This is a genomic window from Nocardia sp. NPDC050712 (genome assembly GCF_040654295.1).
Classification (GTDB): Bacteria; Actinomycetota; Actinomycetes; order Mycobacteriales; family Mycobacteriaceae; genus Nocardia.
On the sequence record NZ_JBFAHT010000002.1, the window covers coordinates 403,742 to 425,491 of the forward strand.

At 68.0% G+C, this 21,750-nt stretch carries 21 protein-coding genes and 1 pseudogene; 12 read left to right on the forward strand and 10 right to left on the reverse strand.

Annotated elements, in window-relative coordinates; genetic code table 11:
* Nucleotides 1–122 precede the first annotated feature (122 nt).
* The 5 genes and pseudogenes from AB0H76_RS12190 to AB0H76_RS12210 form a co-directional block, all read left to right on the forward strand.
* Nucleotides 123–1,142, forward strand: coding sequence for a polyprenyl synthetase family protein (locus AB0H76_RS12190; RefSeq protein WP_357321515.1), 1,020 nt, complete (start codon nucleotides 123–125; stop codon nucleotides 1,140–1,142).
* Nucleotides 1,143–1,147: 5 nt separating this feature from the next.
* On the forward strand, nucleotides 1,148–2,116 hold the full coding sequence (gene ispH / locus AB0H76_RS12195; RefSeq protein WP_357321518.1) for a 4-hydroxy-3-methylbut-2-enyl diphosphate reductase: 969 nt from the start codon (nucleotides 1,148–1,150) through the stop codon (nucleotides 2,114–2,116).
* Nucleotides 2,113–3,927, forward strand: coding sequence for a 1-deoxy-D-xylulose-5-phosphate synthase (locus tag AB0H76_RS12200; RefSeq protein ID WP_357321521.1), 1,815 nt, complete (start codon nucleotides 2,113–2,115; stop codon nucleotides 3,925–3,927). Before ispH ends, AB0H76_RS12200 begins: the two co-directional genes overlap by 4 nt.
* Entirely contained in the window at nucleotides 3,924–5,039 is a 1,116-nt protein-coding gene (ispG, locus tag AB0H76_RS12205) for a flavodoxin-dependent (E)-4-hydroxy-3-methylbut-2-enyl-diphosphate synthase (protein WP_357321524.1), read from the forward strand. The genes AB0H76_RS12200 and ispG overlap by 4 nt, the downstream gene beginning before the upstream one ends.
* A 32-nt stretch (nucleotides 5,040–5,071) precedes the next feature.
* A pseudogene (locus AB0H76_RS12210) lies at nucleotides 5,072–5,782 on the forward strand (terpene synthase family protein); the annotation flags it as partial.
* 97 nt (nucleotides 5,783–5,879) lie between these two features.
* Here the strand turns inward: AB0H76_RS12210 and AB0H76_RS12215 are convergent.
* Nucleotides 5,880–6,596, reverse strand: coding sequence for an alpha/beta hydrolase-fold protein (locus tag AB0H76_RS12215; RefSeq protein ID WP_357321527.1), 717 nt, complete (start codon nucleotides 6,594–6,596; stop codon nucleotides 5,880–5,882).
* A gap of 124 nt (nucleotides 6,597–6,720) precedes the next feature.
* On the opposite strand from AB0H76_RS12215, the gene AB0H76_RS12220 reads away from it, so the two are divergent.
* Nucleotides 6,721–7,443, forward strand: a complete 723-nt coding sequence (locus tag AB0H76_RS12220; protein ID WP_357326120.1) for a GTP pyrophosphokinase family protein — start codon at nucleotides 6,721–6,723, stop codon at nucleotides 7,441–7,443.
* Nucleotides 7,444–7,491: 48 nt separating this feature from the next.
* Here AB0H76_RS12220 and AB0H76_RS12225 read toward each other — a convergent pair whose 3' ends face one another.
* From AB0H76_RS12225 to AB0H76_RS12235, 3 genes are all read right to left on the reverse strand, one after another.
* Nucleotides 7,492–9,003 (reverse strand): DEAD/DEAH box helicase, encoded by a 1,512-nt coding sequence (locus AB0H76_RS12225; protein ID WP_357321530.1) that lies wholly within the window; start codon nucleotides 9,001–9,003, stop codon nucleotides 7,492–7,494.
* 246 nt (nucleotides 9,004–9,249) lie between these two features.
* Nucleotides 9,250–10,470: an acyl-CoA dehydrogenase family protein gene (locus AB0H76_RS12230; protein ID WP_357326123.1), complete on the reverse strand. Its 1,221-nt coding sequence runs from the start codon at nucleotides 10,468–10,470 to the stop codon at nucleotides 9,250–9,252.
* A gap of 11 nt (nucleotides 10,471–10,481) precedes the next feature.
* Entirely contained in the window at nucleotides 10,482–11,519 is a 1,038-nt protein-coding gene (locus AB0H76_RS12235) for a phosphotransferase family protein (protein ID WP_357326126.1), read from the reverse strand.
* A gap of 248 nt (nucleotides 11,520–11,767) precedes the next feature.
* Here AB0H76_RS12235 and AB0H76_RS12240 point away from each other — a divergent pair, with 248 nt between their 5' ends.
* On the forward strand, nucleotides 11,768–12,751 hold the full coding sequence (locus AB0H76_RS12240) for an NADPH:quinone oxidoreductase family protein (RefSeq protein ID WP_357321532.1): 984 nt from the start codon (nucleotides 11,768–11,770) through the stop codon (nucleotides 12,749–12,751).
* A 43-nt stretch (nucleotides 12,752–12,794) separates the two neighbouring features.
* A complete protein-coding gene (locus AB0H76_RS12245) occupies nucleotides 12,795–14,297 on the forward strand; it encodes an AMP-binding protein (RefSeq protein ID WP_357321535.1) in 1,503 nt (500 codons plus the stop codon).
* Between the two features lie 44 nt (nucleotides 14,298–14,341).
* Here AB0H76_RS12245 and AB0H76_RS12250 read toward each other — a convergent pair whose 3' ends face one another.
* Nucleotides 14,342–15,646: a QsdR family transcriptional regulator gene (locus AB0H76_RS12250; RefSeq protein ID WP_357321538.1), complete on the reverse strand. Its 1,305-nt coding sequence runs from the start codon at nucleotides 15,644–15,646 to the stop codon at nucleotides 14,342–14,344.
* 71 nt (nucleotides 15,647–15,717) lie between these two features.
* Here AB0H76_RS12250 and AB0H76_RS12255 point away from each other — a divergent pair, with 71 nt between their 5' ends.
* A complete protein-coding gene (locus AB0H76_RS12255) occupies nucleotides 15,718–16,488 on the forward strand; it encodes a MerR family transcriptional regulator (protein ID WP_357321541.1) in 771 nt (256 codons plus the stop codon).
* Complete coding sequence (locus tag AB0H76_RS12260) at nucleotides 16,485–16,661, forward strand: hypothetical protein (RefSeq protein ID WP_357321544.1); 177 nt, start codon at nucleotides 16,485–16,487, stop codon at nucleotides 16,659–16,661. The genes AB0H76_RS12255 and AB0H76_RS12260 overlap by 4 nt, the downstream gene beginning before the upstream one ends.
* Here the strand turns inward: AB0H76_RS12260 and AB0H76_RS12265 are convergent.
* From AB0H76_RS12265 to AB0H76_RS12275, 3 genes are all read right to left on the reverse strand, one after another.
* On the reverse strand, nucleotides 16,645–17,277 hold the full coding sequence (locus tag AB0H76_RS12265; RefSeq protein WP_357321546.1) for a DUF3558 domain-containing protein: 633 nt from the start codon (nucleotides 17,275–17,277) through the stop codon (nucleotides 16,645–16,647). The two genes, AB0H76_RS12260 and AB0H76_RS12265, sit on opposite strands and share 17 nt — an antisense overlap.
* A gap of 264 nt (nucleotides 17,278–17,541) precedes the next feature.
* Nucleotides 17,542–17,955, reverse strand: a complete 414-nt coding sequence (locus AB0H76_RS12270; protein WP_357321548.1) for a hypothetical protein — start codon at nucleotides 17,953–17,955, stop codon at nucleotides 17,542–17,544.
* Nucleotides 17,956–18,198: 243 nt separating this feature from the next.
* On the reverse strand, nucleotides 18,199–18,798 hold the full coding sequence (locus AB0H76_RS12275; protein WP_357326129.1) for a cadmium resistance transporter: 600 nt from the start codon (nucleotides 18,796–18,798) through the stop codon (nucleotides 18,199–18,201).
* Nucleotides 18,799–18,965: 167 nt separating this feature from the next.
* Between AB0H76_RS12275 and AB0H76_RS12280 the strand changes: the two genes are divergently transcribed.
* Nucleotides 18,966–19,616: an HIT family protein gene (locus AB0H76_RS12280; protein WP_357321551.1), complete on the forward strand. Its 651-nt coding sequence runs from the start codon at nucleotides 18,966–18,968 to the stop codon at nucleotides 19,614–19,616.
* 51 nt (nucleotides 19,617–19,667) lie between these two features.
* On the opposite strand, the gene AB0H76_RS12285 is transcribed toward AB0H76_RS12280, so the two are convergent.
* On the reverse strand, nucleotides 19,668–20,465 hold the full coding sequence (locus AB0H76_RS12285; RefSeq protein WP_357321554.1) for an SDR family oxidoreductase: 798 nt from the start codon (nucleotides 20,463–20,465) through the stop codon (nucleotides 19,668–19,670).
* Nucleotides 20,462–21,058 carry a hypothetical protein gene (locus AB0H76_RS12290; protein ID WP_357321557.1) on the reverse strand — a complete coding sequence of 199 codons (597 nt, stop codon included), beginning with the start codon at nucleotides 21,056–21,058 and terminating at the stop codon, nucleotides 20,462–20,464. The genes AB0H76_RS12285 and AB0H76_RS12290 overlap by 4 nt, the downstream gene beginning before the upstream one ends.
* 86 nt (nucleotides 21,059–21,144) lie before the next feature.
* Here AB0H76_RS12290 and AB0H76_RS12295 point away from each other — a divergent pair, with 86 nt between their 5' ends.
* Nucleotides 21,145–21,702 carry a TetR/AcrR family transcriptional regulator gene (locus AB0H76_RS12295; protein ID WP_357321559.1) on the forward strand — a complete coding sequence of 186 codons (558 nt, stop codon included), beginning with the start codon at nucleotides 21,145–21,147 and terminating at the stop codon, nucleotides 21,700–21,702.
* Nucleotides 21,703–21,750 lie beyond the last annotated feature (48 nt).

Here is a 21,750-nt window from a genome sequence, read left to right on the forward strand (position 1 = left end):
CTGGGCACGCAGGGCGCTGATGGGCATGCCGCCGCCGGCGGCATGCCCATCCGGACAGTGACTCGACCTTCCGATGTTAGGTAGACGACGTGGTGAATCACACCAAGACCCGGTCCTGCACAGTGTCATCGACCGATGGACAGACAATTCGAACTCCGAACGAACTGCTCGGCGCCGCCCGGGTCATGACCGAGCCCTCGCTGCGCGCCGTGGTCGGTGAGCTTCCCGAGCCGTTACGGCACATGGGCGGCTACCACTTCGGCTGGTGGGACAGCGAGGGCACCCCGACCGCGGCCTCCAGCGGGAAGTCGATCCGGGCGGCGCTGTTCTTCGCCGCGGCGTCCGCGTGCGGCGCGGCGCCGCAAAGCCTGGCGACGGCCGCCGCGGCGATCGAACTCGTGCACAATTTCACCCTGCTGCACGACGACGTCATGGATCGCGACCGCACCCGGCGCGGCCGCGAAACCGTCTGGAGCTTATGGGGAATCCCCGACGCGATCCTGCTCGGCGACGCGATGCACGCCGCGGCCGGTAAGTGCCTCGTCACGTCCCCGCGTACCGCCATCGGCCTGGTCCGTCTGGAAGACGCGGTGATCGAACTGTGCCGCGGGCAGCAGGAGGATTGCGCGTTCGAGTCGATCCCGCCCGCGAACGGGGAGGAATACTCCAGGATGGCGATGGGCAAAACCGGCGCACTGATGGGCGCGGCCTGCGCCCTCGGAGCCGAACTCGCCGACGGCGACCAGCATGTCGTGGCGGCGATGGACACCTTCGGCCGCCAGGTCGGGGTCTCCTTCCAGATCGTCGACGACCTGATCGGGATCTGGGGCGATCCCGCCGTCACCGGCAAGCCGGTCGGCAATGATCTCGTCAACCGCAAGCAGACGATGCCGATCGTCGTCGCGCTACGCTCCGGGACCCCGGCGGGTACGCGCTTGCAGAAGCTGTATGAGCTGCCCAGAGCGCTGACGCCGGAGGAGGTTTCGCTGGCCGCCGAGCTCGTCGAGGAGTCCGGCGGGCGGCGGGCCGCCCAGGAATTGGCGGAGCGGCTGCTGGCGCAGGCATTGGCGGCGCTCCCGGGCGAGCTCGCCACGACCGACCTGATCACGCTGGCCGGCGTGGTCGCGCACCGGGATCGGTGAGGGCGATGGATTCCACCGTCGTCCTGGCCGCGCCACGGTCGTTCTGCGCCGGGGTGGAGCGTGCGATCGAAACGGTCGAACGCCTGCTGGCGCAGCACGGCGCACCGATCTACGTGCGCAAGCAGATCGTGCACAACACCTTCGTCGTCAACGAATTGCACGCGCGCGGTGCGATTTTCGTCGACGAGCTGGACGAGGTGCCGGCCGGCTCGCGGGTGGTCTTCTCGGCGCACGGCGTCGCACCGGCGGTGCGTGCGGCGGCCGCCGCACGCGGCTTGCAGGTGGTGGACGCGACGTGCCCCCTGGTCGCCAAGGTGCACGCCGAGGCCACGCGCTTCGCCGCGCACGGCGACACGATCCTGTTGATCGGGCACGCCGGGCACGAGGAAACCGAGGGAACCCTCGGCGTCGCACCGGATTCCACGATTCTGGTGCAGAACGTCGAGGATGCGGCCCGGGTCGAGATTCCCGAGGGCGCCCAGCTGTCGTATCTGACCCAGACCACGCTCGCCGTCGACGAGACCGCCGAGATCGTGGCGGTGCTGCGCCGGCGCTTCCCGCAGCTGAAAGATCCACCCAGCGACGACATCTGCTACGCCACCACGAATCGGCAGAACGCCGTGCGCGCGATCCTGGACGACATCGACCTGCTGCTCGTGATCGGTTCGGTGAATTCCTCGAACTCGCGCCGATTGGTGGACATCGCGGTCCGCGCCGGCACGGCCGCGTACCTGATCGACGGCCCGCAGGACATCGATCCGCGGTGGCTGGAAGACGCGACGGCGGTGGGCGTCACCGCGGGCGCCTCCGCGCCGCCGCGCCTGGTCGACGATGTGCTCGCACTGCTGGCCGAAGCCGGGGCGGACTACGTGGTCGAGCGGGAAACCACCACGGAGACAATTCGATTCATGCTGCCGCTGCCGGTGCGCGCCCCGGTCGACCCCACTGCCGCCAGGAAGGCGGAAGAGCCGTGACCGCCGATCAGCACCCCGGGATCCTGGGGATCCCGGCGAATCCGCGCGACCTGCGCGCACTGTCCGACGCCGAATCGGTCGACCTCGCCGGCCGGATCCGGACGTTTCTCATCGACAAGGTGTGCGCCACCGGCGGTCATCTCGGTGTCAATCTCGGCGTCGTCGAAGTGACCATCGCGCTGCACCGGGTCTTCGATTCCCCGCACGATCCGATCCTGTTCGACACCGGGCATCAGTCCTATGTGCACAAGATTCTCACCGGCCGGGCCGGTGACTTCGACGGCCTGCGCCGCGACGGTGGGCTCGCCGGATATCCCAGCGCCGTCGAGTCCGACCACGACTGGGTCGAAAACTCGCACGCGTCAACGGCATTGGCCTACGCCGACGGGCTGACCAAAGCCTTCGCGCTCACCGGGCAGACCGATCGCGTCGTCGCCGCGGTGATCGGTGACGGCGCCTGCACCGGTGGGCTCGCCTGGGAGGGGCTCAACAACCTGGCGGCGCGACCGGACCGCCCCCTGGTCGTCGTCCTGAACGACAACGGGCGCTCCTACGACCCCACGATCGGCGGCATCGGACATCACCTGGCCGAATTGCGCGCCGGTGGCGGACAGTCGATCTTCGGCCAGCTCGGATTGAGTTATCTCGGGCCGGTCGACGGCCACGACCTACCGGCCGTGCAGGACGCGCTACGTCAGGCGCGCTCGCGCGGCCGCACGGTGGTCGTGCACGTCGTCACCGAGAAGGGGCGCGGATACCTCCCCGCCGAGCAGGATCCCGCCGATCGCATGCACGCCATCGGAGTCATCGACCCGGGCACCGGAAAGCCCACCGGCACAGCGGCTCCGACTTGGACCGACACCTTCGCCGCGGAAATGCTGCGGATCGGTGAGCAACGACCGGAGGTCGTGTGCGTCACCGCGGCGATGACGCAGCCGGTCGGGCTGCGCGGCTTCGCCGAAGCCTTCCCCGATCGCGTCTTCGACACCGGTATCGCCGAACAGCACGCCGTCTGTTCCGCGGCGGGCCTGGCCATGGCCGGCCTGCATCCGGTCGTCGCCGTCTACTCGACCTTCCTCAACCGCGCCTTCGACCAGGTGCTGCTGGATGTCGCCCTGCACGGCCTGCCGGTCACCTTCGTTCTGGACCGGGCCGGGATCACCGGGCCGGATGGGCCGTCGCACCACGGCATGTGGGATCTGGGCATCCTCGGCACCATCCCCGGTATCCGCGTGGCCGCGCCCCGCGATCCGGAACGCCTGCGTGAACTGCTCGGCGAGGCCCTGGATCACACGACCGGGCCGACCGTCGTGCGATTCCCGAAATCGGGTGTGAGCCCGCCGCTTCCAGCCATCTCGCGGATCAGCGGGATGGACATCCTGTTCCGCAGCCGATCCTTGCCGCTGGACGTCCTGCTGGTCGCCGTCGGCACCACCGCGCAGCCCTGCATGGCGGCCGCGAGCGCGTTGGACCAGGCGGGCTTCGGCGTCACCGTGGTCGACCCGCGCTGGATCGACCCCGTCGACCCGGCGCTCGTGCACCTCATCGCCCGTCACCGCGCGGCCCTGACCGTCGAGGACGCGTGCGTCTCCACCGGCGTCGGCGCGCGGGTCGCGCTGGCCTGCGCCCAGGAGAACGTCGGCACTCGCCTGCGGGCGGTGGGACTGCCGCGCCAGTTCCTGCGGCACGCGTCTCGACCGGATCTGTTGCGGGAGTGCGGAATAGACGCCGCGGCCCTGACCGAGACCGCACGAACCCTGATCGCGTCAACCCCGGCCGGGGTCCCGGTTCCGGCGAAGGAGCAGCCATGAGCATCGTCGAACTCGGTCTGCCGAACCGCGGTGCGGGGGGCGGACCGCTGCTGCGGCCGCGCCGCGTGTCCCGGCAATTGCGCGTCGGCTCGGTCGCGGTCGGGGGTAGCGCGCCGGTCTCGGTGCAGTCGATGTGCAACACCGTCACCTCCGAGGTGGACGCGACCCTGCGGCAGATCGCGGAACTGACCGCCGCGGGCTGCGAGATCGTCCGGGTCGCGGTGCCGACCCGCGACGACGCGAACGCTCTCGCCGCCATCGTCGCGAAGTCGCCGCTGCCGGTGATCGCGGACATCCACTTCCAGCCGCAGTACGTCTTCGCCGCCATCGACGCGGGCTGCGCCGCGGTGCGGGTCAATCCGGGCAATATCCGCAAGTTCGACGACCGGGTGCGCGAGATCTCGGAGCGGGCGGGCGCCGCCGGGATCCCGATCCGGATCGGCGTCAACGCCGGCTCGCTGGATCAGCGCCTGCTGGACAAGCACGGCTCCGCGACCCCGGCCGCGCTGGTGGAGTCGGCGTTGATGGAGTGCGCGCTGTTCGAGGAACACGGTTTCCGCGATATCAAAATCAGTGTCAAACACCATGATCCGACGGTGATGGTCGCGGCCTATCGCGAACTCGCGGCGCGCTGCGACTATCCGCTGCACCTCGGTGTGACCGAGGCCGGGCCGTTGATGCAGGGCACCATCAAGTCGGCGGTCGCCTTCGCGTTGCTGCTGGCCGAGGGGATCGGCGACACCATCCGGGTGTCGCTGTCCGCGCCGCCCGCGGAGGAGGTGAAGGTCGGGATCGGGATTCTGGAATCGCTCGGGCTGCGCGAACGGAAACTCGATATCGTCTCCTGCCCGGGCTGCGGTCGATTGCAGGTCGACCTCTACACCCTCACGGCCCAGGTCCAAGCCGCGTTCGCCGACTTCCCGATTCCCCTGCGGGTCGCGGTGATGGGCTGCATCGTCAACGGCCCGGGGGAGGCCCGGGAGGCGGACATCGGCGTCTCGAGTGGGCATGGGAAGGGGCAGATCTTCGTGAAAGGTCGTGTCGTGCGCACCGTTCCCGAGCATCAGATCGTCGAAGCGTTGATCGAAGAAGCACTGGCGCTCACCCGATAGCGATGGACTTCAGCCGGCTGCCCGAGTTCTACATGCCCTACCCCGAGTACGGAGGTGCCGAGTCGCGGGAGCGGATCGAGGCTGCGACATTCGAATGGGCCGAGCGGCTCGGGGGCTCGGGCCGGGCAGAAGTAGTGCGCGAGTCCGCCGAGCTGGCCGTGCGATATTGCGCCTTTGTCGAGCGGCCCGGCCCTGTGTTCGCGCTCGCGAGATACCTGACTGTCGCCTGCGTCATCGACCAGATCCTGGAGCGGCCCGAATTCGTACAGCGAACAATTCAGGGGCTTTTGTCCGTCACGCGAAATCCGCTCGGATCGTTCGATGATCCCGTGGAAAGCGCCTATGCCGAATCTCTTCAGGAAATCACCGGCGAGATGCCCGAAGGGCTGCGCCGAGATGCCCTGACAAGCCAACGTCGTTGGCTACTAACGTATTCGGATCAGGTCCACACGGGAATTCCGACCATCGCGGAGCTCAAGCATTATCGCCAGTACACCAGCAATATGGAGATCCAAGGGTATTTCCAGGAATTCGCATCGGCATCCACCCTCGGCGATCAACTCCGCAGCCACCCGCACGTCCACCGGGCCAGGTTGACGATGGCCAGGCACGCCGGACTGTGCCGGGACGTGCTGTCCGCGGCCGACGAATCGTCGGCCGGTTATACGCGCGGCGCCCTGGGCGTGCTGCGGAATCGCGACGGTTGCACAGCACAGGAGGCCGTCGAGGCCGCCAACGTCTTGCTGACCGCGACCCTGCTCGAGTTCGAGCGTTCCTGCCGGATCGCGCTGATCGACGCCGATCTGCGCGGATGCGATTTTCGCGCGCTCTCGGTCGTGCTCAACGGCTACCGGGCGCTGATCCGGGGGAACTTCGACTGCTACCTGGGCGCCCGAATGCCCACGCCACCATCAGCGGGAATTCTTCCTGCCAGAAGGCGTCGCCGTGCGATCCGGCGCGCTCGCTCATGACGGTGTCCGCACCGGCCTCGCGCAACGCGGTTGCCCATCGGGTCGCGTTCTCCAGGAAGAACGGCTCCTGCGTGCCGGCGACGAGGTACGCGCGCGGAAGCGAACGCGGCAGCGCGGCGGGCGGCTGGTAACCCGCGCCGGGCGAGGCGCAGAAGATCGCACCGTATCGGTCGGGATGCCGGAGCCCGAGGGCGAGCGCCAGCTCCGCGCCCGCGGAGACGCCGAACACGGCGGTGCGTTCGGCCGGTAGCGCTGGCCCGAACCGTGTCGACGTCCATCGGTGGACCTCGTCGACGAAGAACCTCTCGTGGGCCGCGAACCTGTCCGGGTCGAAGCTCGGCGAGTATTCGTGGAGCCGTGTTGTCTCGTCGGCGGCTCGGTGCACGCCGACGATCATCGTCGCGGGGACGTCGGCCGCTTCGAGGCGCGCACCCCACCGCGCGATCAACCGACCGTCACCGGCGAACACGACCGCCGCCGGCGGGTCCGGCGGAACGTACACCGTGACCTGGCGTCCGCCGTCGTAGTCGAAGGTCTCGGACACGAACTCCCCGGCGACCGGCGGGTCGATCCTTTGGTCATCCACGGTGCCGATAGTTCCAGAAGTCATGCGGAGCGAGCGCCTCAGCCTGATCTCAGATCGCAGTGACAGACTGTCTGGAAATGCTGGCAGTGTGTATCCGCGGAAAACGAAGGTGACGAATTCATCGATGAGCAGCCCTGACAGCGATCTCGCGCCCTTACAGGGCGAGTTCACGCGGTTCATGATGTCCTACCGCTTCGTCACCTCCGAGTTGATGACAAAGATCAACATCCTGGCCGACGAGTTCACCTATATCCACGACTACAGCCCGATCGAGCATGTGCGGTCCCGGCTGAAGTCGCCGGAAAGCATCTTGCGGAAGCTACAGCGCAAAGACATCCCCGCCACATTGCACGATATTCGGAAGAACATCGTCGACATCGCCGGCGTGCGGATCACGTGCAGCTTCATTCAGGACACCTACCGGATCGCGGAGATGCTCACCAGCCAATCCGACGTCACCGTGACCGAGGTGCGCGATTACATCGCCGACCCGAAACCCAACGGCTACAAGAGTTTGCACCTGCTGCTCGAACTGCCGGTCTTCATGAGCGACCGGGTCGAGCACGTGCCGGTGGAGCTCCAGATCCGCACGATCGCGATGGATTTCTGGGCCAGCCTCGAGCACAAGATCTTCTACCGGTACGGCGGCGATGTCCCCCCGGAATTGCTGGCGGAACTGACCGACGCGGCCGACGCGGCGAACCGACTCGATATGCGGATGGAACATCTGCACGAGCAGGTGGCGCGCTCGCGGGGCACGGACCCGGCCGGGAACGGGGTCTCGATGACCACCGCGGCGCAGGAACTGTTCGAGGCGCTCGCGCAGAACCACCGTTTTACCGGCTGAGCGCAATGGCCGGGGTGAATATCACCCCGGCCATTGCGGATCAAGCTTTTAGGCGGCCCGGCCGCGCGTGGACTGAGCGCGCGGCTTGGAGCGTGACTGACCCTGTGCCGCACCACCGGTGCGACGGCCGCCACCCTGGTGCGCTGCGGCGGCGCCCTGACGCGGCGCGCCGGAGCCCTGACGCGGAGTACCACTGCCTTGGCGCGGTGCGCCACCACTGCTCTGGCGCGCGGCACCGGAGCCCTGACGTGCGGCGCCACCACTGCTCTGACGCCCTGCGCCACCGCCCCGGCGCGCTCCGCCACCACTGCGGTGCGCTCCAGCGCTACTACGACGATCGTCGTCACGAGCGGCCCGCTCGCTGTACGACGGCGCGACGAACGCGGCCACCGTGCCGACGAGCTCGCTCACCGCGGGCGAATCGGCGGTGACCCGCTGCGGGGTCACGTTGATCTTGGCCCGGCGCATGAGATCGGCCAGGTCACGGCGTTCGCCGGGCAGCACCAGGGTGATCACGTCACCGGCGTTGCCGGCCCGCGCGGTCCGGCCCGAACGATGCAGGTAGGCCTTGTGCTCGGCGGGCGGATCCACGTGCACAACCAGCTCCACGTCATCGACGTGCACGCCGCGCGCGGCCACATCGGTGGCCACCAGCACGCGCGCCTCACCGGCGGCGAAGACCGCGAGGTTGCGGTCACGAGCGCCCTGCGACAGGTTGCCGTGCAGGTCGACGGCCGGAATCCCGGCGAGCGTCAGCTGCTTGGCCAGTTTCCGGGCCTGATGCTTGGTGCGCATGAACAGGATTCGCCGGCCCGAGCCGGAGGCGAGCTGGTGGATCACCTCGCGCTTGACCTCGACGCTCGCGGTCTCGAAAACGTGGTGGGTCATCGCGGCGACGGGGGAGTTCGCCTCGTCGACCGAGTGCAGCTTGGCGTCCGGCAGGAAGCGGTTGACCAGCTTGTTGACGCCGTTGTCCAGGGTGGCCGAGAACAGCAGGCGCTGACCATCGTTCGGGGTGGCCGCGAGGATGCGGGTCACGCCGGGCAGGAAGCCGAGGTCGGCCATGTGGTCGGCCTCGTCGATCACGGTGACCTCGACGGCGTCCAGCGAGATCAGGCGCTGGTTCATCAGGTCCTCGAGCCGGCCGGGGCAGGCGACGACGATGTCGACACCGTCGCGCAGTGCCCGGACCTGCCGGTTCTGCGGGACGCCACCGAAGATCGTGGTGACGGTCATGCGGTAGGCCGCGGCCAGGGGCTCGAGCGCGGCGGCGATCTGGGTGGCCAGTTCGCGGGTCGGTGCCAGCACCAGGCCGGTCGGGCGGCTCGGGGCGCGCCGGCCGGCGAGACCGCCGCCGAGCCGGTTGACCATCGGGATGGCGAAGGCGAGGGTCTTGCCGCTGCCGGTCCGGCCGCGGCCGAGCACGTCGCGCCCGGCCAGCGAATCGGGCAGGGTGTCGGTCTGGATCGGGAAGGGCTCGGTGATTCCGGCGCGGGTCAGCGCCTTCACCAGGGGTGCGCTCACGCCGAGCGTGGCAAAGGAGATGTCAGCAGAGGTCATAGGTGTAGCGGTGCCTTTCGGGCATCAGGTGGTGCCCGAGCCGTCTGCGGACCTTCCGGGTCCGCGCCGGGGGCACGAATGGCGAGATTGCCGATGGGCAAAATCGATCGCCGTAAGAAGAGCGGATGCGGCAAACGCGTGTTGCGAAGCGAATGCGATCTACGACGCTTGGCGCGACGGATCGCGCACTTGATCAACAATAGCCGTTCGACGGCTGTTCGTACCCATCGGGTGAGGTATATCGCCCTACTGCCGTCCCCAGGACGGGTCGCGTCGGCGCAGCTCCATCCGGGCAATGGTGCGCTTGTGAACCTCGTCGGGCCCGTCGGCGAGTCGCAGGGTCCGGGCATGCGCGTACATGCTCGCCAGCGGGAAATCATCGGAGACACCGCCGCCGCCGTGCACCTGGATCGCGCGATCGATCACTTTCAGGGCGACCTGCGGCGCCGCCACCTTGATCGCGGCGATCTCGGTCCGAGCGGACTTGTTGCCGACCGTGTCCATGAGATACGCGGCCTGCAAGGTCAGCAGCCGCGCCATATCGATCTCGATGCGGGATTCGGCGATCCAGTCCTGGATATTGGCGCGGTCGGCGAGCGGCTCGCCGAACGTGGTGCGGGTCTGGGCGCGGTCGATCATGGCGTCCAGGGCGCGTTCGGCCATGCCGATCGCGCGCATGCAGTGATGGATGCGGCCGGGGCCCAGCCGGGCCTGACCGATCATGAAGCCGTCGCCTTCGCCGGCCAGCAGGGCGGTGCGCGGCACCCGGACATCGTCGAAGACGACTTCGGCGTGGCCTTCGCGATCGTGATAGCCGAAGACCGGCAGGTTGCGCAGAACCGTGACGCCGGGGGTGTCGATCGGGACGACCATCATGCTCTGCTGGCGGTGCACGGGGGCCGCGGGATCGGTCTTGCCCATCACGATGAGCACCTTGCAGTGCGCGTGCAAGGCGTTGGAGGTCCACCACTTTCGGCCGTTGAGGACGTAGTCCTCGCCGTCGCGCTCCATGCGCAGCCGGATATTGGTCGCGTCGGAGCTGGCCACTTCCGGTTCGGTCATGGCGAAAGCCGAGCGGATGTCGCCGGACAGTAGCGGCGCCAGCCAGTCCTGGTGGTGCTGCGCGGTGCCGAACAGGGTCAGCACCTCCATGTTGCCGGTGTCGGGTGCGCTGCAGTTGGTGGCCTCCGGGGCCAGATGTGGACTGCGGCCCATGATTTCGGCGAGCGGCGCGTACTCCGAGTTGGACAGGCCCGGCCCCCGGTCCGGATGCGGATGGAACAGATTCCACAGACCGCGTTTGCGCGCTTCGGTTTTCAGCTCCTCGAGCACCGCCGGTTGCGCATGCGGATCGCCCGCGTGGGCCATCTGCTCGGTGTAGATCGATTCCGCCGGATAGACGTGCTCGTCCATGAAGGCGAGCAGATCGGTGCGGTAGGCGCGGGCCCGATCCGAGAGCGCGAACATCGTGTCGTGGGTCATCGGTGCTCCTCCAGTGCGGTTGTTCCGGCGCGCAATAGCGGCTCGACGACGTCGCCGATGGCCTCGAAGCCGGTGCCGACAGTCTGGCCCTGCAGATAGCGATAGTGGATGCCCTCGATGATGACCGCGAGTTTGAACGAGGCCAGTGCGATGTAGAAGCCGATGTGGTCGAGGTCCTGGCCGGTGTGGCGGGCGTAGCGCTCCAGGATCTGCGCTTCGGTCAGGAAGCCGGGAGCCGCCGCGACGTCGGTGACCCCGGGCACCCGCAGTTCGCCGATGCGCTGGTAGACGACGAGCAGTCCGATGTCGGTGAGCGGGTCACCGAGGGTGGCCATCTCCCAATCGATGACGGCGGCCACCGCGTCGTGCGCGTCGACCAGGACGTTGTCCAGTCGATAGTCGCCATGCACGATGCGGGTCGCGGCCTGCGGTGGCTGATAGCCGGCCAGCCGCTCGTGCAGTTCGACGGCGCTCGGCAGCTCGCGCGACGAGGAGGCGTCGAGCTGCCGCTTCCAGCGCCGCACCTGACGTTCCAGGAAGCCCTCGGGGCGGCCGAAGTCGTTCAGCCCCACATCGTTCGGTGCGACCGCGTGCAAAGCCGCGAGCGTATCGACCATGGCGGTCGAGATGGCGTGTGTGCGCTCCGGGCCCAGTGCGTCGAGTTCGCCCGCAGCGCGGTACGGCGTGCCGACGACGTGTTCCATCAGGTAGAAGGGCGCGCCGATGACCGTGTCGTCCAGGCACAGCGCATAGGCGGCGGGCACCGGAACGTCGGTCGGGGCCAGGGCGCTGATCACCCGGTGTTCGCGGCCCATGTCGTGCGCGGTCGCCAGCACATGCCCCAGTGGTGGCCGGCGCAGCACGAAAGAGCTTGTGTCATCGGTGATCTCGTAGGTCAGATTGGACCGGCCACCGGCGATGAGCCGCCCGCGCAGCTTGCCGGCAGCCTGTTCCGGATGCGTCTCCGACAGCCATGCGGTCAGGCGATCCAAGTCGAGACCCGGTAGCTCCGTGCTGAATTGCTCATCGGTCATCGTGGCGGTGCCCCAGTCCTCGTCGGTCGGCTCGAACATCGAATTGTCGCGCAGGGCAACGGCATTGTTGACCGGAATCGGCGGCAGGCCGAGCCGCGGCTTTACCGGTTGGTAAAGGCCCGAAGTCACAGTCTGTCGTTGCCGTGCGCGTGATCGCGATTTGATGTTGACACCATCTCAGATGGTATGGAACGTTCGCAAGCAAATGTTCCAAACGAATCGTTGGGACGCCACGATCGGAGACACAGGTGAAGGCTTGGCAGGTAACCCGGCTCGCAGCGCCCGCGGAGGCGTTGCGGTGGACCGAGCTCGACGATCCGGTGGCCGGCGCGGGGCAGTTGCTCGTCCGAGTTCGCGCGGCCGCGGCGAACTTTCCGGACGTCCTGATGTGCCGCGGCGAGTACCAGGTGAGCCCGGAGTTGCCGTTCACGCCCGGGGTCGAGCTCTGCGGTGAGGTGCTCGCCGTGGGTGCCGGGGTCACCGATTTCGCGGTCGGTGACCGCGTGATCGGGGTGACGGTGATGCCGCACGGCGCGTTCGCGGAACTCGCCGTCGTGAACGCGCACGAGGTGGTCCCCGCGCCGGCCGTGCTCGAGGACGCGCAGGCCGCCGCGTTCCACATCGCCTATCAGACGGGATGGTTCGGCCTGCACCGGCGGGCCGCCCTGCGGCGTGGCGAGACCCTCGTGGTGCACGCCGCCGCGGGCGGGGTCGGCAGTGCGGCAGTGCAATTGGGCAAAGCGGCGGGCGCGCGCGTCATCGCCGTGGTCGGCGGTGCGGCGAAGGCGGAGCTGGCCCGCGCGCAAGGCGCCGACATCGTCGTGGACCGCACCGCGGAGGACTTCGTCGCGGTCGTGCGCGCCGCCACCGAAGGCCGCGGCGCCGAGGTGATCTATGACCCGGTGGGCGGTGAAACCTACACGCGCTCAGCCAAATGCGTCGCTTTCGAGGGACGGATCGTCGTCGTCGGCTTCTCCGGCGGCACCGTTCAGGCGCCCGCGCTCAATCATGCCCTGGTGAAGAACTATTCGATCCTCGGCCTGCACTGGGGGTTGTACGCGCAGCGGCGCGACCCCGCGGTCCGCGAAGCGCACGCCGCGCTCACCGATCTCGCCGACCGCGGCCTGATCGCCCCGGTCATCGACAGCCTGCTGCCCCTGGTCGATCTGCCGGGCGGGCTCACGCGCCTGGCCGCCGGTGCGACCGTCGGGCGCGTCGTCCTGCAGCCGTGAACCCTCCGATCCGTCGCGTCACACCCGAGGAGTACTCCCAGCCATGGCCAATATCGTCGACCGGATCTGGCGGCACGCCGGCACCGATCCAGATCGCATCGCCCTGCGCACCACTACCGAGGACCTGACCTACGGCGAACTCGCCCGGCGGGCAGCCATTTTCGGTGGACAGCTACGCCGGTCCGGCGTCGCCGTCGGCGACCGGGTCGTCCTGATCGCGCCGACCCGGCCGGAGTTCGTCATCGCCTACCTCGGCGCGCATCTCGCCGGGGCCATCGTGGTCACCATGAACACCATGGCCACCGTGCCCGAAATCGACTGGGTGCTAGCCGATTCGGAGGCGGCGCTGATCATCGAGTGGCATACCGGCACGGCGGCGGCGACCGCGGCCGGCGCGCGCGGTATCCGCCACGAGGTGCTGGCGCCGGGCGTCGGCCTCGCCGCGGAAGATCCACTGCCGGAGCCGGTCTCGCGGGCGCTCGGCGACACCGCGGTGCTGCTCTACACCTCGGGCACGACCGGCAAACCCAAGGGCGTGGAGCTGACCATCGCCAATCTCACCCACACCGCCGAGGTCTACATCGAACAACTCGAGCTGCGGCTCGACGACCGGATGGGCACCGGCCTGCCGCTGTTCCACGTCTTCGGGCAGGCGGTGGCCCTGCTGACCGCGCTCAACCTCGGCTGCCCGTTCTCCCTGCTCGAGGGGTTCACCCCGGCGTCGATGCTGGATCTGATCCGCGATCACCGGCTGACCGTCGTGGCCGGGGTGCCGACCATGTGGAGCGCCATGCTGCACGCCGACGGCGACTACGGCCCGGACGATCTGCGGAGTCTGCGCCTGGCCGCGTCCGGGGGAGCGGTGCTGCGCCAGGATCTGGTGCAGGCCTTCTCCGAACGGTTCGGATGCCGGCTCGTGCAGGGGTACGGGCTGACCGAATCCACCGGCGCGGCAACCTATATGGCGCTGGATCGGCAATATCCCCCCGGATCGGTGGGACAGGCGCTGCCGGACACCGACATCGAGGTCCGGGCCACCGACGGGGCGGCACTGCCGGTCGGGGCCGTCGGGGAGATCTTCCTGCGCGGGCCCAGCGTCATGAAGGGGTACTGGCGGCGTCCGGACGCGAATGCCGTTGACCTGTACCAGGGTTGGCTCAAAACCGGAGATCTCGGCCTGCTCGATCTCGACGGCTGCCTGTTCATCGTCGACCGGCTCAAGGACCTGATCATCCGCGGCGGGTACAACGTCTACCCGAGCGAAGTCGAGGAGGTGCTCTACGGTCACCCCGACATCGCCGCGGTCGCGGTGCTCGGCGTCCCCGACGAGCGGTACGGGGAGGAGGTCGCCGCGGCCGTCGTGACCCGGCCCGGCGGCAGCCTGACCGCCGAGGAGATCCGCGCCTGGGCGAAGGAGCGGCTGTCGGCGTACAAGGTGCCGCACCGGTTCGTGTTCGTCGACGAACTTCCGCTCGGGCCGACCGGCAAGGTCCTCAAACGCGCGGTCGACCGAACCGGTTTGCTCGCAACAAATTCCGAAGGGTAGCGGTTGTAGCAACGGACTCGGTCGCCTACGCGCCCGCGCAACGGCTAGTGCTCGAGGCCGAGCAGCGTTCGCGTCACCTGGTGCAGGTCGTCTAGACGGCCCCCGATGTCGGCCGCGGTGTCGTCGTAGAGGAACGCCTCGCCCACCCGGGTCAGGGCGTAGGCCAGCGCCGTCGCCGCCACCGGCGGGCGATATCCGTCCTGCGCGCGGGCGCGCTCGAGCAGCGCCGCGATCACCGCGACGCTGCCGGCGTGCACCGGACCGTCGGCGCGGGTGACCAACCGCAGTGCCGCGCCGGACTCGTTCTCGAGAAACCGCCGCAGCGCCGGGTCGCCCGCGATCGCCCGGGTCGCCCGGTTGAGCACCTCGGCGACGCGCAGCGCGCCGCGGCTCCGGCTCCGGCCATCGATCCGGAGGACGAGCTGCTCGAACTGCCGCGCGAACGCCGCGCCCAGCAGCCCTTCGCGGGAACCGAACCAGCGATACAGGGTGGTGCGGCTGATCCCGAGCCGGGTGGCGACGGCACCGGCTTCGAAGCGGTCCATCGTCTGGAAGATCTGGATCGTCGCCGCCAGCACCTCGTCGGCCGTCGCCGCGGGCGGTCGGCCACCGGGCCGTTCCGCCGGTATCGGACGCGAAACCGTCAACGCCGGGTAACTGCCCTCGGGTACGTCCTCGCGCCGCGCTGACCCCGGCGGTCCGGCCGCACTGTCCAGGGCTCGCGCCGCCGCCGGGTCGAGTTCGCGCAACGCCGCGACGATCATCGAGATCGTCAGCTCGGCGGCGGCGGTGAAGTCCAGATCCCGCTCGACCGCCTGGCTCACCCCGCGCACGGCGATATCGCCGACCACCGCCGCGCAGAACTCGGCGCTCACGGTCCAGGCCCGATCGTCGTCCTCGTGCTCGATCCGGATCAGCGCCGCGATGGTGGCCCGCACCGGCGCCATGACCTCGTCGGAGATCCGGCGGGCGTGCGGCCGGTTCGCCGATCCGTACAGCAGCCGGAATCCCTGGAGGTGGCGCGCCGCGTAATCGAACAACGCACGGGTGGTGATGTCGGTATTCCGCCGCAGACCGAAACCCTCCGCGCCCCGGTAGCTTTCGAGCATCCACCGGCACAGCCGCTCGGATTCGCGGCGCACACACGCCGCGAACAACTGCTCCTTGCCGCCGAAACGCGAATACAGCGTCGGCTTGGAAACCCCCGCGGCCACCGACAACTCCGCCACCGTCGCCCGGTCGAAACCGTGCTCGCCGAAGACCGCGACCACCCCGTCCAGCAGGGCGTCGTCGGTCGGACGCACCGTCGTCGAGGGCCGGACGTCCGGCTGACGGTTCGAGACGGTCATACCGGGCTACGTTACCGCCAGGACCGCACCGAACTTGCACCTCACGCGACGTCAGGAGGCATGGTGGTGGAATGACCGGCTCGCGAACCTGGAAGGTGGGCCCGCTCGCCGAGGCGAGCGGGGTGACCGTGCGAACGTTGCACCATTGGGACGAGATCGGCCTGCTCAGTCCGTCACGGCGGACGGTGAGCGGCCACCGCGAATACACCGAAACCGATCTCGTTCGCCTGTACCAGGTGCTGGCGCTGCGCAGCCTGGGCTCGAGCCTCCAGACGATCGCGACCTGTCTGGACGCCGGTGTCGACCCGGCGCGGGTCGTACGCGACCACCTACAAGGCATCGAGGCGTCCCTCGCCGCGCTCGATGCGGTGCGGCAACGGCTGGTCCGGCTCGAGGACGAACTCACAGCGGAAGAGAGCGGTCCGGCTTCGGCGACGCTGCTGGACGCACTGCAAGCGATCGGCAGCGCAGGCCCGGACGGCGAACAGGTGCTGCGACGCCACCTGGACCCGGAGCAGATCCACCAACTCGGCACGCACGCAGCGGCATTCGGCCCGACCGGCCACTATCTGCTCGAGATCGAATGGCCGGAGTTGTACCGCAGGGCCGAACGGTTACGCCGCAGCGGAGTTCCGCCCGCGGACGAGCGCGTCCAGCGGCTGGTGCGCCGCATGGACGAACTCAGCGCACTGTTCACTGGTGGCGACGCCGCGATCTCGACCGGTGTGCGCGAAGCCTGGCGCGACGACCCGGCCGCGGTATCGGGCAACCCGTCGTCTGACCAGTGGCGGGAACTGGCCGAGTTCGTCGACCAGGCCCGCGAAAGGGGGAAGCCCTCGTGAATCGCCGAACCCGGCGTCGTATCGCCGTCGCCGCCGCAGTGCCGACAGCACTGGCTGTCGTTCTCTACGCGATCCTGGTCGCCGCCGGATTGGCACCCGGATACCTACTGCCCGCGCTGGCGATCGCGGTCGTGGTGATGGGGCTGTTCACCTACGTCAGGGGATGTGGTTGACCAGGGAGTTGGCGATGCGCTGGGCATCGTCGCAGGAGTTGAATCCGTCGGTGCCGCCCTGCGGGTTCCAGATTCGTGACGCCAAGAGCAAAATGTCACCACCGAACGACGCCGGTACCGCGATATAGCACCCGAGTTTGTGAGTGTCTTGCGCGGCACGGAATTGCTGGGATTTACGCCCCGCCACCGTGACCGAACTGAAGTCGACGTATTTACCGGTCTGGCGTAGCTCACTTACCGGCAAGCTGTACGCCGTGACGTAGAACTCGAGCGCGTTGTCGGTGGTCTTCCATTTGCACGACTTCTCGCCGGGGATACCCGGATTCGAGACCGATTGCTCGCTGGCGACATTCAAGCCCGCGGCCGCGAGCGCGGGATCCGGAGTGTCACAAGGGTTCCAGCTGCCGGCGGGCCGATCCGTGTCGGTGCCCGGCGCCGCCGTCGTGGGCTCGGATCCGACGGTCGTCACCGGGGCGGGAGCCGCTGTCGGCACCGCTGTGGTCTCGGTACCGGAACCGGCCGAGGTGACCGTGTGGTGCGGTGTGCTCGGCACGGACGTGCTGTCGTTCGAAGCGGTACCACATCCGGCAAGCAGCAGTGCGGCACCGAGTGCCATCGTTGCGACGTTGATCGATCGCGTTGTCGTACGACTCATGAATGCTTATTCGTGAATCGGAACAGGTTGTTACACAGTAAAATTGCGGCATCGAACACGGCAGGGACGGTCCGGTACCAAAATCCGTAGCAGCAGAATAGTTCTGGGCTCAGCTGGTGCAATCGGATGCAGGGTGCTATCGCAGGATGACCTCGACGCCCTCCTCCTCGAAGATCTCCAAGAGCAGATCGAACAGGGTTTGCCCGGCACCCACGGCAGGGTGTGTCAGCAGATGCTCCCGCGCCACATCGGAGTGCAGCCATTCCAGCGTGAACGGGCTGGAAGCGCCCCACCCTCCGCGCAGGCAGTGCTGAGATCGACCAAATGTGAATCCAGGCTCGACGGGCGAGCCGCGGTGACCGTCATCTTGTAAACGAAATAGGAGCCCATCGATACGCCGTCGCAGTCGAGGACGTCGAGCCAAGCACCACCGAGCTGAACTGCACCAGCAGGCAGGGAGTCCAGGCACTTGCGCAGGCTGCCCTGCGGTTGGCAACCCAGAAGCTCTACCGCGAGCAGGTCTTCCGCCGCCCGTGCCGCGAAGAGTCCGCGAACATCGTGGACCTCCCCCCAATGTTCGTCATCCTCATCACCTTTCAAGGCGCACATACCCAAGCCAACGGCCTGATCGGCTGACATCCCTACCCCCTTCGCGAGCTGCCTATCCTATGCAGCCGGGTAAGCGAGAATCCTTGGCAGGATCGGCGGCAACCTCACAACGCGTATGGCCGACCCTGTTCCACGCGAGCGGCCATCGGTGGCGTATAGAACGCCAGGCGGCGCGAGATAGATTGCGGCAGGCCATGCATCCACATCCCGACCATGCCCCCGACCCTAAAATGCCATCGAACGCGCACGCGACCGAATATCCGTTCGTGCCGATTACAGCCCGAACGCGCCACCCTCGATGAGGATCAGCGAACCGATCGCTATCAGCACCACCGGCATCAGGATGTGACCCCACCGGCTCAGTGCTGCGGCGATGACCGGGCGGGTGGCGAAGTACTTGCCCGCCAGGCACCAGAGCCCTACCAGGATCAGGAACACGATCGTGTACACGCTCATCGCCCCGACACCGGCGGTGGCGAATACCGGTACGTAGACGCCGATGTTGTCTCCGCCGTTGGCGAAGGTGACCGCGGCGACCTCCAGGATTTTCGGGCCGCCTTCTTTCCCGGTCTCCCGCGCATCTTGCTCGTCGCCGCGGTGCTGCCATGTCTGCCAGGCAGCTTTGAGCCCGAGAGCCAGGGGCAGCAATCCCAGATACGGGATGGCTGACTCGGGAAGGAAGGTAGCGCCGAAGGCAGCCGCGACGGCGGCGACCAGGATCGCGGCGAAGCCGAGGAACTGCCCGAGCACGATCCGTCGCGTCGAGTGGCGATGGCCGGCGCCCTGGGCGAAGAAGAGCGCCAGCACCAGGATGTCATCGATGTTGGTGACTGCGAACAGTCCGCCCGCCTGCCCGATGGTGCGCAGATCCACCGAGGTTCCGTCCTCTCCATCAACACGTTCGGCCGACCGTACCGGACACGGAGTGCATGACGGCTCGACGAACATCCGCACATAGCCGCGCTTCTCGAACCAGCTCGAGTGCACGGAAGTCCAACGGGCGGAAGGGCAACGACGATCGAACTGGATAGGATGGCCGCATGGTGGGGAGCGGTATCGATCCGCGGAGCACGTCGGCGCAACACAGTGAAACACGCAGTGTCGATGCGGCGTTCGCCGTATCGACCGCGACGATCGATGCCGATGCCTACATAGACCGGGTCCTGGCCGAGAACGCCGCCGGTCAATGCTTCATCTGCGAACTGGCCGAGGAGCAGACAACTCGCGAGCGCGAAACCGTCGCCTATCGTGACGAACACTGCGTCGTGTTTTTTCCGCCCTACCCTCGCCTCTACGGCTACTGCCTGCTCGCACCCCGGCGCCACGCGACGCAGGTCGTGTCGGACTTCACCGAGGACGACTACCTCGCGTTGCAACTACGCGTCCATCGCCTCGGTCGCGTCCTCTCCGAGATCACGCCCACCGAGCGCCTTTACGTGTTCAGCTTCGGCAGCATGCAAGGTGTCGCACATGTGCACTGGCACGTCGCGCCGCTGCCTCCGGGGACGCCTTTTCGCGAACAACAGCTGGCCGCCGTCGGCAAACTCGAGTACCTCGTAATCGCCGCTGCCGAGCGCGACGAACTGGCAGCGCGGGTTGGAGCCGGTATGACTGCTCTCGCGGAGCAGGACCGCGACCGATCGAGCGGATCGAGCACCGGTGACGACGCGACCTCGCCGAACGCATTGTGATACCGAATATCCTGCGCCGGGCGTGGTCGGATCGGGTTCGGGTGAGCGGCTTCAGCTGTTCTTGAACGGGTTGAAGGTCTTCCCGGCGAGGTAACCCAAGCGGATGGGCAGGGGCTTCATGGCGGCAGCGGAGATCTTGTTGACGGTGCCCGGGACGCACACGGGTTTGCCTTTCATCACGGCTGCCCAGCCCTCGGCGACGACGGCGTCGGGCTGCTGCCAGAGGATTCCGGGTAGGTGGTCGGCTCGGCCGCGGGTGCCCATCACATCGTGGAACTCGGTGCGGGTGAAGCCGGGGCACAGGGCGGTGACGTGGATGCCGTGGGGTTTGAGTTCCATGTCGAGGGCCTGTGAGGTGTTCAGGACGTAGGACTTGATGCCGGTGTAGAGCAGGCTGGCCGCGGGTGGAGCGAACGCGGCGACCGAGGACAGGTTGACGATGCGGCCCCAGCGACGTTCTTTCATGCCGGGGATGACCAGGTGGGCGAGTTGGGTCTGGGCGGTCACCATCAGCTGGATCTCGCCGGCCAAGACCTCCCACGGGGTGTCGGCGAAGGCGGTTTTGCCGGACAGTCCCGCGTTGTTGATCAGGATGTCGATGTTCAGGCCCTGCTGGTCGGCGTGGTCAAGGACCGCGGTGGGCGCGGCGGGGTCGGTGAGGTCGGCCGCGAAGACCTCGCAGCGCACCTCGTGCCGTTCGGCCAGTTGCGCGGCGAGTTCCTTCAGCCGGTCGCCGCGGCGGGCGACCAAGAGCAACTGGTAGCCGCCGGCGGCCAGGTGGTGAGCAAACGCGGTGCCGATGCCGGCGGACGCGCCGGTGATCAGTGCGGTGCGGGGGGAGTTGGTCATAGTTCCTTCGCTCGGGTGGGGGCGGTCGGCGTGAGGCCGGGAAGCTCGCGGTGGCCGGGTGTGAAGTCGGGCCGGGCTGTGCCGATGTCGCCGCGATACGGACCGACGGGGCCGGTCAGCAGGAAGGGACGGGGGACGCGGCGCTGGGCGTCGGTGAATCCCCAGGTGCCCATGCCCAGGTGGACCCCGGGGGCGGCCCTGCGCACTTCGTCCACCATGTGGATCGAGCCGCATAGCGAGGTGTAGGCCCGATAGATGAGCGTGTAGGCCGGAGCGCCGTCGTAGCGGGACGGGGCCACGAGCGTGCGCATCGGATAGCGCTGCCGGACCCGGCCGAACTCGCTGAAAGTGTTGTAACCGCGCCCGCCGTGCTCGTCGACGGGCCGAAAAGCCTTGCACAGCCACGGCCCGAGCGGATTGGCCACGGCCGCCTTTCCGGTCGTCACAGCGAACAGATTCGGCTGGGCCAGCAGAGCGGCGGTGTACTCGCCGTCGATCTCGGCGATGGTGGGGGCTTCCAGTGTGGTGAACAGGGCGAGCAGGCTGCTGGTGTCGAGCCGGCGCAGCTCGGCCGCCGCGTTGTCGGGGTCCATGGGAAACGACCTCATCTCATGATCTCTTGAACGTCGCTCAAGAAGGGTAGCGCCTTCTTGAGCGACGCTCAAGATAAGGTGGTGCGGTGCCCAGGAATCGAGGCCCGCGGAACCGCGAGGAGAAGCGCGAGGAGATCATCGCCGCCGCGCAACGCCTGCTCATCGAAGACGGCTTCGAGTCCGCGTCCACGGGGCGAATCGCCAAAAGCGCAGGCGTCACTGTCAATACGATCTACTGGTACTTCCAGGACAAGGACGAGTTGCTCATCGCGGTTCTGGACCGCGTCCTGGCCGGGGCACTCGCCACCTACGCGGAGATCGACGACCAGTCGTTGAACGACCGGTTGCTCTGGGTGGTCGACCAGCTCGAAGAGCTGCACGGGCTGGTCAACACCGTGCACGCACGCGCGGCGACATCTCCCGCCATCGACGCCTGGCACGAAGGTTTCCACCAGCTGGCCGATGCGCTGTTCGCCGATAGCCTCCGTGCCGCGGGTGTGGCCGCAACCGACCTGGCCGCTATGTCCGCCATCGGTACCTTCGTCATCGAAGGTCTCCTTACCCACCAGCGCGGCGACGCGGACAAGCGAGCGGTCATCGACCTGCTCGTCCGCAGTCTCACCGCCGCATCCGGGCCGAACTGATCAGTGCCGAGCGGGCAGTGCCCGCGATGACGCGCGTGGCAATGCGGG

What these genes read in the sequence shown, in the direction of transcription:
- AB0H76_RS12290 (WP_357321557.1), bottom strand. Translation starts at nt 21,058, where the DNA reads ATGGACCCCGACAACGCGGCGGCCGAGCTGCGCCGGCTCGACACCAGC.
- AB0H76_RS12250 (WP_357321538.1), bottom strand. Translation starts at nt 15,646, where the DNA reads ATGACCGTCTCGAACCGTCAGCCGGACGTCCGGCCCTCGACGACGGTG.
- AB0H76_RS12285 (WP_357321554.1), bottom strand. Translation starts at nt 20,465, where the DNA reads ATGACCAACTCCCCCCGCACCGCACTGATCACCGGCGCGTCCGCCGGC.
- AB0H76_RS12245 (WP_357321535.1), top strand. Translation starts at nt 12,795, where the DNA reads ATGGCCAATATCGTCGACCGGATCTGGCGGCACGCCGGCACCGATCCA.
- AB0H76_RS12220 (WP_357326120.1), top strand. Translation starts at nt 6,721, where the DNA reads ATGAGCAGCCCTGACAGCGATCTCGCGCCCTTACAGGGCGAGTTCACG.
- ispG (WP_357321524.1), top strand. Translation starts at nt 3,924, where the DNA reads ATGAGCATCGTCGAACTCGGTCTGCCGAACCGCGGTGCGGGGGGCGGA.
- AB0H76_RS12255 (WP_357321541.1), top strand. Translation starts at nt 15,718, where the DNA reads ATGACCGGCTCGCGAACCTGGAAGGTGGGCCCGCTCGCCGAGGCGAGC.
- AB0H76_RS12280 (WP_357321551.1), top strand. Translation starts at nt 18,966, where the DNA reads ATGGTGGGGAGCGGTATCGATCCGCGGAGCACGTCGGCGCAACACAGT.
- ispH (WP_357321518.1), top strand. Translation starts at nt 1,148, where the DNA reads ATGGATTCCACCGTCGTCCTGGCCGCGCCACGGTCGTTCTGCGCCGGG.
- AB0H76_RS12265 (WP_357321546.1), bottom strand. Translation starts at nt 17,277, where the DNA reads ATGGCACTCGGTGCCGCACTGCTGCTTGCCGGATGTGGTACCGCTTCG.
- AB0H76_RS12225 (WP_357321530.1), bottom strand. Translation starts at nt 9,003, where the DNA reads ATGACCTCTGCTGACATCTCCTTTGCCACGCTCGGCGTGAGCGCACCC.
- AB0H76_RS12270 (WP_357321548.1), bottom strand. Translation starts at nt 17,955, where the DNA reads ATGTCAGCCGATCAGGCCGTTGGCTTGGGTATGTGCGCCTTGAAAGGT.
- AB0H76_RS12230 (WP_357326123.1), bottom strand. Translation starts at nt 10,470, where the DNA reads ATGTTCGCGCTCTCGGATCGGGCCCGCGCCTACCGCACCGATCTGCTC.
- AB0H76_RS12235 (WP_357326126.1), bottom strand. Translation starts at nt 11,519, where the DNA reads ATGACCGATGAGCAATTCAGCACGGAGCTACCGGGTCTCGACTTGGAT.